This is a genomic window from Cellulophaga baltica (genome assembly GCF_018861125.1).
GTDB lineage: Bacteria > Bacteroidota > Bacteroidia > Flavobacteriales > Flavobacteriaceae > Cellulophaga > Cellulophaga baltica_A.
The window spans coordinates 259,387-274,809 of record NZ_JAHKQN010000015.1 but is presented as its reverse complement, the minus strand read 5'-3'; the positions used below and the strand labels follow the sequence as shown (position 1 = coordinate 274,809).

The following is a 15,423-nucleotide window of genomic DNA, read 5'->3' as shown; positions in this document are numbered from 1 at the left end:
GATGAACAATTTTGAATTTAAAAATCCTACCAAAATTATTTTTGGAAAGGACACGATAGATAAAATAGCAACTGAAATTCCTGAAAACGCTAAAGTACTTTTACTTTACGGTGGCGGGAGTATTAAGAAAAACGGCATCTACGATCAAACTAAAACTGCATTAGCAAAGTTTGAAACTATTGAGTTTGGAGGTATTCCTGCAAATCCGGAATATTCAATTTTAATGGATGCTTTAAAAGTCATTAACGATGAAAATATTACCTATTTATTAGCTGTTGGTGGTGGTTCTGTAATTGATGGTACTAAGTTTTTATCTGCTGCTGCAGTCTATGAAGGTGATACTCCTTGGGATATTCTAACACAGAATATAAAAACAGAAAAAGGAATGCCTTTTGGTACCGTATTAACGTTACCAGCTACGGGATCAGAAATGAATTCTGGCGCTGTAATCACAAGAAAAGAAACACAAGAGAAATTAGCTATGGGCGGACCAGGTTTGTTTCCTGAGTTTTCTGTGCTAGACCCTCAAGTAATAGCTTCTATTCCTGAACGCCAGTTAGTAAATGGTATTACTGATGCTTTTACACATGTGTTAGAACAATATATGACATACCCAATTGGAGCTTTATTACAAGACCGTTTTGCTGAAAGTATTTTACAAACGCTAATTGAAGTTGCCCCTAAGGTTTTAAAAGACCCTACGGATTATAATGCAACAGCAAACTTTATGTGGAGTTGCACTATGGCATTAAACGGTTTGATACAAAAAGGTGTGCCTACTGATTGGGCTGTACATGCTATGGGCCATGAACTTACGGCTATGTTTGGTATTGATCATGCACGCACTCTAGCTGTAATTGCGCCAAGTCATTACAAATTTAATTTTAAAGCTAAAAAAGAGAAATTAGCACAATATGCAACTCGTGTTTGGAATATTACTGAAGGTAGCGTAGACGATAAAGCTTATGCAGCTATTGAGAAAACAGAAAGCTTTTTTCAAGAATTAGGCATTGACACGAAGTTATCTGATTATACAAAAGATTACGATGGCACTGCTGAAAAAATTGCAAAACGTTTTACTGATCGTGGATGGTTAGGTTTGGGTGAACATCAGAACTTATCGCCTGATAAAGTAGAAGAAATTGTAAAAATGGCTTACTAATATATATTTAGATTATTAATTCAAGTTTTAATAAATAAAAAACCTGCAAATTTAATATTTGCAGGTTTTTTTATCGTTATAATTTTACTTGTAATTCTTGTTTCGGATAATCTGTATATCCTTCTTTTCCTGGAGTATAAAATGTATCGTTATCCCATTCTGCTAGAGGCACACTGTACATAAACCTATCTACTAAATCCGGATTAGATATAAAAGGCTTCCCGTAAGCCACTAAATCTGCTTGACCTTTGACTATAACATCATTACCTGTTTCATAAGTAAACCCTGTATTAATCATTAAAGTTCCATCATACAAAGGTCTGAAGTGTCTTGCTATTTCTTTTACAGCATATTTAACTTCTGAAACATCTGTAAATGGTTCCGATAAATGAATATATGCTAAATTGTAATCGTTCAATCTCTTAATAATATATTCAAAAGTTGGTATTGTGTCTTCATCCATAGTAATACCGAACATACCATCTAATGAAGGATTAAACCTAGCCCCTATTTTTTCTTCAGGCACAACCTCTTTTAAAGCATCTAAGGTTTCAAAGAAAAAACGCGCTCTATTTTCAATAGACCCACCGTACTCATCAGTTCTAACATTTGAAGTTCCGTTAAAAAATTGGTGAAACAAATATCCGTTTGAAGAGTGAATTTCGATACCATCAAACCCAGCTTTCATCGCATTTTCTCCTGCTTTCTTAAAATCTTGAACAGTTCTTTTAATATCTTCAACTGTCATTTCTTTAGGAGTAACGGTATCTTTAAAACCATCTGGTGTGTACGATTGTGCATTAGGGTTTAATGCTGAAGGTGCTAATGGTAATTCTCCATTATGAAAATCGGGGTGTGACATTCTGCCCACATGCCATAGTTGAATAAAAATTCGACCACCTGATTTGTGTACTTTATCCACCACTTTTTTCCAACCTTCAACTTGTTCTTCGGTATGAATACCAGGCGTATTTACATAACCTACTGCTTCTTCAGATACTTGTGAACCTTCAGTAATTATTAATCCTGCAGTCGCCCTTTGCTTGTAGTATTCACCTTGTAATTCAGCAGTTGCTACTTTTCCTTTATTAGCAGCCCTTGAACGTGTCATTGGTGCCATTACTATTCTATTTTTCAGAATAATATTGTTTAACTGGTATGCTTCAAATATTTTATTTTTCGTAATCATATTTTTTTTATAAAACTACAAATTGGATGAAATAAACTTAACTCATTTAAGACAATGTTATAACTCAAACCATCATTGATTGTATCTTTACAGCCTATAATGAAAAAGCATCTACATTTTAAACTTTATAAACCATTTGGTGTGCTTAGCCAGTTTTCATCCAATGACAAAAAGGAAGCTCGCAGTAAGTCTTTTTTAGGTGAATTATATGATTTCCCTAAAGGAATTATGCCTATTGGTCGTTTGGATGAAAAGTCAGAAGGTTTACTATTATTAACTACAGATGGAAAATTAAGTGATATTATTAATCAATCAGGGATTGAGAAAGAATATTATGCACAGTTGGATGGTGAAATAACAGCCATTGCTATTGAAATACTTAAAAAAGGAGTTGAAATAGGTTTCTCAGGAAAAAAATACCAAACAAAACCATGTCTTGTCAAAAAAATTGTAGCGCCAAATTTTTCTGATCCTAATAAAAAACTCCGTATTGGTACGCACAGACCAAACTCATGGGTTAGCATCACTATAACCGAAGGTAAGTTTAGACAAGTTAGAAAAATGACTGCCAAAGTAGGGTTTCCTACCTTGCGTTTGGTGCGCGTTAGAATAGGCGAAAATACAATCAAAAATATGCAGCCTAATAGTGTACAAGAATTAGATAAACTACTGTAACTAGTTCTTGTTTCTCACTTTACCTCTAAATCTTGAAAATAGAACTAATTTTTTCTTTGTATTAATAAAAAATACGCCTGTAAGTAATATTACTGCTGCAATCATAGATTGCTGTGTGATATGCTCATCTAAAACATACCAACCTAATAATAAGGCAATTACAGGGTTTACATAACTTGATGTTGCTACTTTTTCGGGTGAAACTGTTTTCAATAAGTAGTTAAAGGCTGTAAAAGCTACAATACTTCCTAACAGAATCAACATACTCATAGAAAGTTGTACCGGAGTTGACCATGTTAAGGGTGAAGACCATTGTTCTCCTAAAATTAAACTTGTACATAAAAGTGTAAAACCTGCGGTCACCATTTGGTATGCTGTATTTACTAGATAACTTGGTGTTAAATCTGCCCTACCTACAAATAAGCTACCACAAGACCAACCTAAAACACAGACAAATATAATACCCATACCTAGTAGTGATTCATCGCTTTGTGTAATTTGATTTTGACTTACTAACAAATAAATACCTATGATACCTAATACGACACCAACTAGTGACATTGGTTGTATTTTTTTACCATCAATTATTCGCATTAGAATAAGAACAATTAATGGCATTGATGCAACTTCAAGTGCAGCAAAACCACTATCAACATATTTTAGTCCCCATACAAAAACGCCATTACCAAAAGTCAAAAATAAAAAACCAACAATTACACAGTTTATAAATTGCTTTTTTGTGATTTTGAGTGATATTTTCATCACTTTACAAATAACAAATATGAGAGAACCCGCAGTCATAAAACGTATAGACGCCAGCATATACGGTGGTAGGTCAGTAACCGCTATTTTATTCATTAAATACGTAGAACCCCAAATAATATAAATGGCAAAAAATGCCAAAACAATAAGAACAGTTTGTGATGATTTAGCCATTTAATATATGTTTTTGAGAAGTGTTATACAAGTTTAAGAATATCTTTTTAAATTGACACAATTGTGCATAAAAAAAGCCTGCAATTTTCATTACAGGCTTGAATATTTGTATATTGAAAATTATGCTTCCTGAAGGTTCTTTTTTGATTTACGGTATAAATAACTATTAAATATACTACGCTTTGCAAAACGGTATTGCTTTGGTGAGTTAATTAACTTTACATAAATGTTTTTTGAAACACCAAAATACTCATATGTACTACCATCTAAAAAAGTAATTTCTAACAACAAACCTTTGTGCTGAAAATCTAATATACCAGATGTTGTCGTTAGTGCCGTATACTCTTCTAAGTTAGCTTCTTTTGTTTCAGGAGCAATACTAACTAAAAAGTGATAACCATCAATAATTTGTCTGCTTTTTAATTCAGCAGCTTCTTTTTGTTCATCACCTTCTTGAAATTTATCAGGGTGCCATTGTTTTACCAAACCACGGTAAGTAGACTTTAATTCTTTTAAATTAATCTCCTTTTCAACTGAAAATAACTTCTTATACTCCTTAATACGTTTCATCTTGCTAACTTTTTCTAAATCAGCCGCAAAACTACATTTTTTAAATTGATTATATGCTTATTTTTTCATTTGTTTCTAAGAAAAAAACAATCATTTTTCAATTGTTAAAATAAGCTTGAAAAGTGTATTTTAACGTAATTTTATGTTTTCTGTCCAATAAAATACTAATCATATTTATATAAATCCCAAATTGCAGTCAACTAATCAATTCAATGAAAATCATGAGAAAGTCAATAGCTTTATTTGTACTTTTAATCGTAACCATTACTATCGCAGCTAATACTATTTCTTAAATTAGCTTTAAATAGCTTGTAATTTCTATTTTTACAGCTACTATTTTTATACACCTTCAATTTGAAAAACCCATTATTCTTATTATTAAGTGTATTTTTACTAAACTCTTGTTCTTCAGATTCTGAATCAATCACAAGTGAAATAATTGAAACACCAAATGATGAGGTTTGGGAAGTTATTTCAATTCCTGAGAGTATACAACGTACAGGTGATATTGAAATAGGAAAAGATTATTTATTTTCTGGTAATTTTATGAGTTCGGGAATTCCTTTTGCGGTTTACAATGCTATTTATGGCGAAAATAGTGAAAACCCTTTAGAACGGACTGGAGTTAATGCTACAATTGCCTATAATTACACTTCAATTACTGCTGCAAACGGTGCTCAAATAGTTGCACCAAATTGCTTAAACTGTCATGCTGCAAAAATTAATGATGAATTGATTGTTGGTTTAGGAAACCACAGTGTTGATTTCACCACTAACAGAGCAGATCTTGAACCTGTACTTACTGCAGGTATTATTCAATTTTATGGTTTAGACAGTCCTGAATACGAAGCTTACGAACAATTTAAAAATAGTATTGTTGCTATTGGTCCTAAAACTATAACAGAATCTATAGGAGTTAACACTGCTAATAAAATTACTGAAGTATTAATTTCTCACAGAGATAAAAATACATTAGCATGGAATGATACACCGTATATTACTGTTGATGAAGAAGTAATACCTGCAGATGTACCAGCTTGGTGGTTATTAAAAAAGAAAAATGCAATGTTTCATACGGCTTTAAACCGAAATGATTTTTGCAAAAGTTTTATAGGAGCGTCACTACTAACTTTAAATGATATTACAAAAGCTGTTGAGGTTGATGCAAAAATGCCCGATGTACTTGCCTATATTGAAAGTATCGAAGCACCAGAATACCCATATGCTATTGATGAAGATTTAGCGACCACAGGAAAAGAATTATTTAATAATACATGTTCTAATTGTCACGGAAATTATGATTCAGATGATTCTTTTTACCCCAATTCATTAGTAAGTTTAGGCACTGTGAATACAGATTCTGAACTATCAAATCATTACACAGAAACTTCATTATTAAACACCTACTTTTTTGATTGGTTTAATACTGGATATTTTGGCACCGGTGAAAATGGTTTGTTGCTGAATGCGGAAGGTGGTTATGTTGCTCCTCCTTTAGATGGTGTCTGGGCTACAGCTCCATATTTTCATAATGCATCTGTACCAACAATTATGGATGTTTTAAATAGTGAAAATAGACCAGAATTGTGGAGTAGAACTTTTGATGATTCTGATTATGATAGTACTAAATTAGGATGGAATTACACTGTTGAAACTTCAAAACAAAATACACAAACCTACGATACAAGCTTAAAAGGTTACGGAAATGGCGGGCATACATTTGGAGATGAACTTACAGATTCTGAACGTCTTGCTGTATTAGAATATCTTAAGACTTTATAAATAATAGTACCAATCTAACTAAAAAAAAGGCTGACAATAATTATTGTCAGCCTTTTTTGATATATCACTATTATAATGTGATTATGCTATAGAAACCAATTCTAAGTCAAAAATTAGCTCTTGACCTGCTAATGGATGATTTGCATCAATAACAATATGATCTTCATTTACAGCTGCAACTTTAAGTTGACGCTCAGTACCGTCAGAATTTTTAGCCATAAGTGCCATACCAACTTCTGGTTTAATTTCTTCTGGTAAATCAGTTAATGGAACTTTTTGAAAAAATTCTTCATTTACTGATCCGTATGCTTCTTCCATTGGAATTACAATCGTTTTTTTATCGTTTACAGCCATATCAATTAAGCCATTTTCAAAACCAGCAATTAAACTTTTTTGACCCAAAGTAACTTTTAAAGGTTCTCTTTCAATTGAACTATCAAAAATTTGACCGTCTTTTAATTTTCCTGTGTAATGCACTTCTACCGTGTCATTTGCTTTAACCTTACTCATAATTGTACTATTTGTAATTATCAATTCGTATAATTATTGCAAACTTATGGCTTGTAAAATGGCTTAACGAATAAGTAGCCGCTTATTATTGACCTATTTACTTAAAAAATGAAAAAACGGCTAAAAAATAAATTTTTTAGCCGTTTTAGTACTTGTGAAATTTACTTTATTATAAAGTATTATAAATACTCTTTTTTTAAAGTCTCAATATCAACTATTAATTGTTTCATTGATGCTCTATTTAAACTATTATAAATACCACGAATATGCTTTTCTTTATCTATCAACAAAAAATTTTCAGAATGTAAAAAATCATTTTGGTCTTTGGGAACACCTAAATCATTTTCTACAAAATATTGATTGCGCCCTAAATCATAAATCTCATTTTTATCACCAGTAACCAAATGCCATTTATTGGCAACCACTCCTCTATCATCTGCATAGTCCTTTAAAACAGACACAGAATCTATTGAAGGTGTCACAGAATGTGATAAAAACATTATCTCATCATCTGCAATGTATTTTTCTTGTAATACAGCCATACTTTCCATCATCTTTGGGCAAATTCCGGGGCATGTTGTAAAAAAGAAATCTGTAACGTATATTTTATCATTAAAAGTATTTTGAGTAATTGTATCTCCTAATTGATTCACCAATTTAAAATTTGGGATTTTATGAAACGATTTAGCCTCTTCACTATTTGGTGTTAACCAGTTTGGTGTAAATGATTCATCTGAATAAAAAGGTAGATTTACTACTCTACTAGACTCCTCTGTTTTTAGTTCTACTTTTTTTACTTCATTTTTACAAGATGAAATAAAAGCAATACCTAAACATAAAAAGTAATACTGTAATTTAATTTCTGGTAACCACTTCATCTTTTAACTGATAACATAGATTAGCACGCTTTAAACCAAAAACTCTTCCGTTTTTAGCTTCATAATTAACATACAAGGTACCGTTTTGTAACCAAGCTTGTTGCAAACCTTGTTCTTTTCCATCAACAAGATTACGCATTTTAGCCAATTGTCCGCTTGAATACCATCTTTTTTCGATGCCTTGCTTTATGCCGTTTACATAAGTAGAATGTTCTGATAGCACTCCGTTTACCCACCAGGTTTTATAAGAGCCAACTAATTTGTTTTGGTTATAATTAAATGATGCTCTCAACACTCCATTTTCAAACCATCTTTTAGCACTACCTTGTCTTTTACCTTTGTAAAATCCAAGCTTTTCTATAACAGTGCCATTTTTATGATATTTTAAAGAGTAACCTTCAAAAGGTTTATCATTTAAATACCATTTGCCTTCAATTTGATTTAAAAATAATTTCTTTTTATCTACTTCTATATTTGCAATTGTAATAGAATCATCAATAATTTCTGTAGTAGTTTTAGATACTACTTTTTTTATTGGATTTTCTTTTTTACAACTATAAAAAATAATAGTTAAAAATAGTAAAAAGTATATTTTTTTCATCTAAAATATAATTTTAATATCCTTGGTAAGGGCCTACAAATGCAAGATATGAGTAACCATATGATGTAGGTACTGAATATTCTTCATTAATTATATGATAGTGATATTCTTCTTCACCATCAGTATATTGTGTTGTTGACGTATGACCACCAGAAACGTCTAAATCATCTGGATAATCACTTGTAGAATCACATTTTCTACCGTATAAGAAGACACCATCTAACAATATACCAACTAAATTTGAATCATCATCACTAAATGCAACTGGCTCTAGGTGGTAATGATAAACACCTGGGCCAATATGTGCTCCTGTCCAATCAAGTGATGTAGCCGCATCATCTAATGTACCTGCACCTTCTTGATCATTAAATATTGATGCGCCACTTACTGCAATACCAATAGTGTCAAAATTTGTATCAACAGAATCACCTGTTAAGTCCGGCGTAGCATCAACAGTTATTGTTACTGCATTATTATTACTTGACATAATACTCGGGGTTAATGCAACCTCAGTTTCTTCTCTATAAAGATCATTACCTTCTCCCCAATAAACAGATTCATGATCAGGTAAACCTGTAGTTTCAATAACTACATTTGAACCATCTAAATATATTGTAGTAGCATCTGTATTAAAAGCTGCATAAGCAGCATGTAATTCGGTTACCGCCTCCTCATCTGCTGAATCTTCAGCCAATTCTTCTGTCGTATCATCATCACTACTAACCGAATCACTACTGCATGAAAAAATTGCAACTGAAGTTGCCACTAATAACAACTTAATTGGTAAATATTTGTTTATTATTAGTTCTTTTTTCATCCTACTAAATATTTAATTTATTAATATTAAAAAATTACTTTCTTGGCCCTTTTGGCTTAGGAGCATTTTCAAATTCTTCTTCTGTAATAAAACCATCTTCATCAGTATCAATTTCAGAAAACATATCTTTTAATGGTCCTTCTACTTCATCTTCTGAAAGTTTACCATCTTCATTTTTATCCATTTTCTCTATTAACTCTTCAAAAGTAGGAGGTGTTTTTTGGTCTCTATTTTGTGCGCTACTTAATGAAAAAGATAATAATGCAACTGCAAAAATTCCTAACTTAATTCCTTTATTAATCATCTGTTCTATTTTTTTTAATATTATTGAATACAAATTTGATAAAAATAATCGTGTTAAAACCTAACAATCAACTAATTAATAAAACTTATCAGTAAAATGTTAAAATGATTCAGCGAGTGTTAACTTTAAAGGAATTTACTAGCTATATTTTTACACTTAATTGATTTTTTTTTACTTTAATTTGTGATATGAAAGCATCAAAAAGATTCTTATTTCAAGTGGTTTTATGGTTTGTAATTTGGGTTATAATATGGTTTGTAGAGGGAAAAAACAACCTGTTTATTGAAAAAAACTATACTGCTTACCTAGTACAAATAGCAGTTTTAGCACTGTTAATTTTCTATGGAGCTCCAAAATTACTTTTCAATAAAAAATACGTTGCTTTTTTTAGCCTTTTCATAGGTATAATAATGCTAAGCTCTATACTTAAACATTTTTTTTCAACACCAAATTTTGATCCTAATATGTTACCTGATCCAATGATTGGGGGTATGGATCATATGCCACAACCAGATCATTCACCAAGACGACTTCCCCCACAAGCTATAGCTGGACCATCTCCACTTTTTATACATTCATTACTATTAACCGTTTCTTTTACTATTGGTACTTTTTTAGAAACCTTAATTTTTGCTCAACAAAAAGAAAGAGAAACTATTAAAAATATTAATGAAAAATTAGCTACGGAATTAAAACTTTTAAAATCTCAAATTAATCCACATTTTTTATTTAATACACTAAATAATATTTATGCTTTATCTGCTATAAATACTAAAAAAACACAAGAGAGTATTAGTTATTTAGCAGCTATGCTTAGATATGTATTGTATGAGTGCGAACAACCAAAAGTACCTTTAAAAAAAGAAATTAATTACATAGAAAATTACATAAAACTATTTACTGTAAAAAGTAGTAAAAAATACCCAATCACTACAGATTTTGATATAGATGATGAAAATGTAGCAATTGCTCCAATGCTTTTAATTCCTTTTTTAGAAAACGCCTTAAAGCATGGTAATATAGAGCATATAAAAGAAGCTTATTTAAGCATACAAATCACGCAAAAAAATAATACTGTAATTTTTAAAATAAAAAACAGTAAAACACAAAAAGTTGTAAATAAAGACGGAATTGGTGGTATTGGATTAGAAAATGTTAAAAAAAGATTGCGTATTTTGTATCCTGACAAACATGAGTTTTTTATTGAAAATAATGATACACTATATAGCGTAAGCTTAAAACTAATTTTAGAATGAAAAAATTGAAATGTTTAGTAATTGATGACGAAGAATTAGCTAGAGCATTAATCAAAAGTTATATTAATGATGTTGATTTTTTAGAACTTGAAGGTGATTTTGAAAATCCTCTTGAAGCTTTACAGGTACTAAAAACCAAAAAGATAGATTTACTATTTTTAGATATTCAAATGCCTGAAATTAAAGGAACTGAATTTGCTAAAATAGTTGGTGGAGACACTAAAATAATTTTTACAACTGCGTATTCTGAGTATGCATTAGAGGGCTATGAATTAAATGTTGTAGACTACTTATTAAAGCCTATTACTTTTACCCGATTTTTAACGGCAGTTCAAAAAGTTAATGTAGAAACTAATGCATTACCTAATGATACTGATGAAAGTATTACTATAAAATCTGGTTACGATTTACATAAGGTTAAATACAGTGACATCAACTACATAAAGAGTGATAGTGAGTATGTAACATTTTATACAGATGGTAAAAAGATAATGAGTTTACAATCACTAAAATCATTAGAGAAAACGATTCCAAGTGAGCTATTTATTCGCGTTCATAGGTCTTATATTGTAAATAAAAGTAAGGTTAATTCACTTACAGGTAGAGATTTAGTTTTAAACGACACTAAAATACCTATTAGTGATAGCTATTATGATAAAGTAAAAGCAGAATTGTTCTAAAACAAAAAAGCAGTAAACTAAATTTTACTGCTTTTTTGTTTTTTATATAAATTTTATTCCTCTGGAGGGTATCCGTGAATTTCTTCAAAAACTTCATCAAAATTCTGACGTAAATAAGTACTTAATTTTGATTTATAATCGTCTTTCAACCATTTTAAAAAGTTAAAAGTACTTCTACTTATACATTTTGCATAACTAGCAATTCTATTATCAATATCAGAATCTAGTACTTTTGATAGTGCTAAGGCATCGTAGACATCTTCACTATTTTCAATACAAATGCGTGCATGTTGTTCAATAGAACGCTCTAAAACTACCTTAGATGATTCTCCTTTAAAAGTAGCGTCAGTATATACTTGTTTTATATCAAAATATACTTCTTCTGATTTTTCAAACTGCACACGAATTTCTTCAGGCATTTCATGTTTGAAAGTACTTTCAATATCTTCATCATTTTGAAGACGTTCCATATAAAAGTTTGGCGATTTAAAAATCATCTGCCAGTCTAAATCTGCTCCCCAAGGACCAAATCTGTGGTAATTGTTTCCTAAATCAATAACTTTAAATGACGATTTATTATTTAAAATACGAGACCCCCTACCAATCATCTGATAGTAAAGCGTAAGTGACTTTGTTGCTCTGTTTAAAATAATAGTATCAATAGTAGGCTCATCAAAACCTGTGGTTAAAATACTTACCGATGTTAAGATAGCATCTGGCGTTTCTTTAAACCATTGTAATATTTGCTTACGTTGCTTTTTTGTAGCCGTATTATCTAAGTGCATAACAGGTAAGCCTGCTGCCTTAAATGTGTAATATATTTGAATTGAAGTATTAATACCATTATTAAATATTAATGCTTTTTTACCTTTAGAATGTTTTAAATAAGCTTGCAATGTTTTATCAAGCATTGCTGGGCTTGTATATAAATCTTCAGAAGATTTTACGGTATAATCACCATTTGAACCAATTTCTAGTGAAGTAAGTCCCATATCATATTGAAAAACTTCAGCACGTGCTAAAAATTCATTTTCAATAAGTGAACCAATTGTTTCACCAGTAATTAACTCATCGTAATTATCTTTCATCGGGAGCTCTTTACTAGAACTCAAAGGTGTTGCAGTAACTCCTAAAACAAAAGACTTTTCAAAAAACTTAAATAATTTAGTAAATGAGTTGTAGTGCGCCTCATCAATAATCACTAAACCGATATCAGAAATATCTAATTTATCATCATTTAAACGATTGTTTAAAGTTTCAACCATTGCAACAAAACAACTGTATCTTTCTTGATCGTCTAAATTTGCTTTACTATTTACTACTTTATTTGGAACTCCAAAACTAGTAAGCATTCCGGAAGTTTGATTACACAGCTCGACCCTGTGTGTCATTACTAAAACCTTTTTGTTGTGGGTTTTAAGGTATTGACGCACCATTTCAGAAAAAATAACCGTTTTTCCACCACCTGTTGGTAATTGATAAAGTAAATGATAATTATCAGGTGCTGTTTCGAACTTTTCAAATATTTTATTGATAGCTCCTTGTTGGTAGCTGTAAAGTTCTTTGTCCGTTTTTCTATCTTGCAGTCCGATTGCTGTCTCCGTCATATGATCCATTTCTAGAATTACAAAATTAACCCCTTTTATAGGGTTTACAAAAAAAATATAACAAAACTAACGGATTTTCACCATTTAAAATTAATTTAAACTTTTAACAAAAATGCTATGTATTAAATACCGATTAAATTATTAAAAAACTTATTTTTTCTTATTCCGTTTATTGTAGTTTTTATCACCTTTTGTTTTGGGCTTTTTATACTTTTTAGCTATAATTCGTTTGTATGAACCACCTTGGTTTGTTTTCTTATTTTTTTCTTTTTTCTCATGAAAACTACCTTCTGATTTTAAGGTTTCTGAATCCGGGTTATCAGGTTCAAAAACTCTAGGGCGCTCTTCAGGTCTTAATTCTTCTGATATTTCAACAGTGTTTGGCAATTCATTAAATGGAATTTTATAATCCATTAATTTTTCAATAGCATCTTTATATGGTTCTTCTTTTTCTGTATAAAATAAGATAGAATTACCTTGGTGCTCTGCCCTACCCGTTCTACCAATACGGTGCATGTAGTTCTCAGGGTAATTTGGCGTATCAAAATTAATTACGTGTGTAATTTTATCTAAATCTAAACCACGAGCCATAACATCAGTAGTTACTAAAATACGGTTTTTACCTTCGTCAAACTGGCGGATAGAACGCATTCTGTAATTCTGTGTTTTATTTGAATGAATTACACAAGCTTCACCTTTAAATATTTCATCAACTACTTCAAAAAGTGCATCAGCACTTCTTTTGTTTGATACAAACACCAAAGCTTTCTTAAACTTGTCTTTATCTTTCAACAAGCGAATTAGTAAGTTTACTTTGGTATAAAAGTTTGGCACCGCATAACATTCTTGAGAAATATTATCTAAAGGTGTACCACTAACTGCAATTGACACTTTTTCCGGACCTGTAAAAAAATCATTGATTAGGTTGTCAACATCTGTAGTCATTGTTGCAGAGAACATAATATTCTGACGCCTAGTTGGCAACAACTCAAAAATATTAATTAGTTGAAAACGAAAGCCTAAATCAAGCATCACATCAACTTCATCAATTACTAATTTTTTAATCTCTTTTAGCTTTACTGCTTTTGAAAGTGCTAAATCATACAAACGACCTGGGGTGGCAACCAAAATATCGGTTCCTTGAGCACAAGCTTGTTTTTGGGTATTTATGTTTGTTCCTCCATAAACACCTAAAACGCGAACATTAATATATTTTGCAAAACTTTCAATATTCTCAACCACTTGCAAAACAAGTTCACGTGTTGGCACCAATACTAAAACACGAGGATGTATTTGTTTTGAAAATTTTAATTCTTGTAGTATTGGTAGCATGTAAGCCATAGTTTTACCTGTACCTGTTTGCGCAATACCAATAATGTCTTTACCAGACATTACTACATTAAATGATTGCTCTTGAATTGGTGTAGGTTTGTTAAAACCTAAATCTTCAATAGCATAATTCAACTGTTTCTTTAAATCAAAATCTTCAAAAGAACTCATGTAATCTTTACTTTATTTCTGCAAAGGTAATGCTATTCTAGTTTGCTATTGCAGTACAAGGCAACATCCTTATCTTTACCGTATAAATTTACAATTTGCACGCTAACAATATACATAACGGTTCTTACGATTTTGAAACACTTATCAAAACACATACGCCATTAGAAAATTTCGTTTTTGTAAATAATTTCAGCACAAAAACTATTGATTTTTCAAATAATTTAGCCGTATTACACCTAAACAAAGCACTTTTAAAGCATTATTACCAAGTAACGGATTGGAACATTCCTAATGGGTATTTGTGTCCACCAATACCTGGCAGAGCGGATTATTTACATCATATTCACGATCTTTTAGACACTACTAAAGTTATTAAAGGTTTAGATATTGGCGTTGGTTCTAATTGTATTTATCCTATTCTGGCAAGTCAACTATTTGATTGGAAAATGGTTGGGGCTGATATTAATGAAACTGCTGTAAATAGTGCGAATGAAAATATTGCTACAACAAAAAAACTGCAAGAAAATATTGAAATAAGGCATCAACAATTAAATGCCAATTTGTTTAAAGGAATTATTAATACCAATGAATATTTTGATTTTACCATGTGTAATCCTCCTTTTCATAGCTCTGAAAAAGAAGCCAACACAGGTTCATTACGTAAAGTAAAAAATCTTGATAATCAAATGAGTAGCAAACTTAATTTTGGGGGGCAAGCAAATGAATTGTGGTGTAATGGTGGTGAAGGTTTATTTATTAAAAGAATGATCAAACAAAGTTGCTCATTCAAAAAACAAGTCGGTTGGTTTACATGTTTGGTTTCAAAAAGTGAAAATTTAAAAAACATATACAAACAGCTAACAAAAGCTGGTGCAACCTACAAAACCATTGATATGAATCAAGGGAATAAAAAAAGTAGGTTTGTTGCATGGCAATTTGTTGATTAATCGTGATTA

General features: G+C 30.9%; 16 protein-coding genes. 6 read left to right on the top strand and 10 right to left on the bottom strand.

Features of this window, described 5'->3' with window-relative positions:
* Window position 1: 1 nt before the first annotated feature.
* Entirely contained in the window at window positions 2-1,162 is a 1,161-nt protein-coding gene (locus KO500_RS07450; RefSeq protein WP_215955893.1) for an iron-containing alcohol dehydrogenase, read from the top strand.
* Window positions 1,163-1,238: 76 nt separating this feature from the next.
* Here the strand turns inward: KO500_RS07450 and KO500_RS07445 are convergent, their stop codons facing one another.
* The gene (locus tag KO500_RS07445) at window positions 1,239-2,351 is read right to left on the bottom strand and encodes an alkene reductase (RefSeq protein WP_215955892.1); all 1,113 of its coding nucleotides are present in this window, start codon (window positions 2,349-2,351) and stop codon (window positions 1,239-1,241) included.
* 99 nt (window positions 2,352-2,450) lie between these two features.
* Here KO500_RS07445 and KO500_RS07440 point away from each other — a divergent pair, with 99 nt between their 5' ends.
* Window positions 2,451-3,026, top strand: coding sequence for a pseudouridine synthase (locus tag KO500_RS07440; RefSeq protein ID WP_215955891.1), 576 nt, complete (start codon window positions 2,451-2,453; stop codon window positions 3,024-3,026).
* On the opposite strand, the gene KO500_RS07435 is transcribed toward KO500_RS07440, so the two are convergent.
* Both KO500_RS07435 and KO500_RS07430 read right to left on the bottom strand, forming a co-directional pair.
* The gene (locus KO500_RS07435) at window positions 3,027-3,962 is read right to left on the bottom strand and encodes an EamA family transporter (RefSeq protein WP_215955890.1); all 936 of its coding nucleotides are present in this window, start codon (window positions 3,960-3,962) and stop codon (window positions 3,027-3,029) included. It abuts the gene before it with no gap.
* Window positions 3,963-4,082: 120 nt separating this feature from the next.
* A complete protein-coding gene (locus KO500_RS07430; protein WP_215955889.1) occupies window positions 4,083-4,532 on the bottom strand; it encodes a KTSC domain-containing protein in 450 nt (149 codons plus the stop codon).
* A 354-nt stretch (window positions 4,533-4,886) separates the two neighbouring features.
* Here KO500_RS07430 and KO500_RS07425 point away from each other — a divergent pair, with 354 nt between their 5' ends.
* Entirely contained in the window at window positions 4,887-6,314 is a 1,428-nt protein-coding gene (locus KO500_RS07425) for a c-type cytochrome (RefSeq protein ID WP_215955888.1), read from the top strand.
* 81 nt (window positions 6,315-6,395) lie between these two features.
* On the opposite strand, the gene KO500_RS07420 is transcribed toward KO500_RS07425, so the two are convergent.
* From KO500_RS07420 to KO500_RS07400, 5 genes are all read right to left on the bottom strand, one after another.
* Window positions 6,396-6,824, bottom strand: a complete 429-nt coding sequence (locus tag KO500_RS07420; protein ID WP_215955887.1) for an FKBP-type peptidyl-prolyl cis-trans isomerase — start codon at window positions 6,822-6,824, stop codon at window positions 6,396-6,398.
* 179 nt (window positions 6,825-7,003) lie between these two features.
* The gene (locus KO500_RS07415; protein WP_215955886.1) at window positions 7,004-7,702 is read right to left on the bottom strand and encodes an SCO family protein; all 699 of its coding nucleotides are present in this window, start codon (window positions 7,700-7,702) and stop codon (window positions 7,004-7,006) included.
* Window positions 7,680-8,303 carry a toxin-antitoxin system YwqK family antitoxin gene (locus tag KO500_RS07410; RefSeq protein ID WP_215955885.1) on the bottom strand — a complete coding sequence of 208 codons (624 nt, stop codon included), beginning with the start codon at window positions 8,301-8,303 and terminating at the stop codon, window positions 7,680-7,682. Before KO500_RS07410 ends, KO500_RS07415 begins: the two co-directional genes overlap by 23 nt.
* Window positions 8,304-8,316: 13 nt before the next feature.
* Window positions 8,317-9,120: a YHYH protein gene (locus KO500_RS07405; RefSeq protein WP_252732444.1), complete on the bottom strand. Its 804-nt coding sequence runs from the start codon at window positions 9,118-9,120 to the stop codon at window positions 8,317-8,319.
* Between the two features lie 34 nt (window positions 9,121-9,154).
* A complete protein-coding gene (locus KO500_RS07400) occupies window positions 9,155-9,424 on the bottom strand; it encodes an EF-hand domain-containing protein (protein WP_215955884.1) in 270 nt (89 codons plus the stop codon).
* A 188-nt stretch (window positions 9,425-9,612) separates the two neighbouring features.
* On the opposite strand from KO500_RS07400, the gene KO500_RS07395 reads away from it, so the two are divergent.
* Entirely contained in the window at window positions 9,613-10,680 is a 1,068-nt protein-coding gene (locus tag KO500_RS07395) for a sensor histidine kinase (RefSeq protein ID WP_215955883.1), read from the top strand.
* Entirely contained in the window at window positions 10,677-11,360 is a 684-nt protein-coding gene (locus KO500_RS07390) for a LytR/AlgR family response regulator transcription factor (protein WP_215955882.1), read from the top strand. Before KO500_RS07395 ends, KO500_RS07390 begins: the two co-directional genes overlap by 4 nt.
* A gap of 53 nt (window positions 11,361-11,413) precedes the next feature.
* Here the strand turns inward: KO500_RS07390 and KO500_RS07385 are convergent, their stop codons facing one another.
* Together KO500_RS07385 and KO500_RS07380 are read right to left on the bottom strand one after the other, a co-directional pair.
* Window positions 11,414-12,967 (bottom strand): DEAD/DEAH box helicase, encoded by a 1,554-nt coding sequence (locus KO500_RS07385; protein WP_215955881.1) that lies wholly within the window; start codon window positions 12,965-12,967, stop codon window positions 11,414-11,416.
* Window positions 12,968-13,117: 150 nt separating this feature from the next.
* Window positions 13,118-14,467: a DEAD/DEAH box helicase gene (locus KO500_RS07380; protein WP_215955880.1), complete on the bottom strand. Its 1,350-nt coding sequence runs from the start codon at window positions 14,465-14,467 to the stop codon at window positions 13,118-13,120.
* A gap of 95 nt (window positions 14,468-14,562) precedes the next feature.
* On the opposite strand from KO500_RS07380, the gene rlmF reads away from it, so the two are divergent.
* Window positions 14,563-15,414, top strand: coding sequence for a 23S rRNA (adenine(1618)-N(6))-methyltransferase RlmF (gene rlmF / locus KO500_RS07375; protein WP_215955879.1), 852 nt, complete (start codon window positions 14,563-14,565; stop codon window positions 15,412-15,414).
* Window positions 15,415-15,423: the final 9 nt, after the last annotated feature.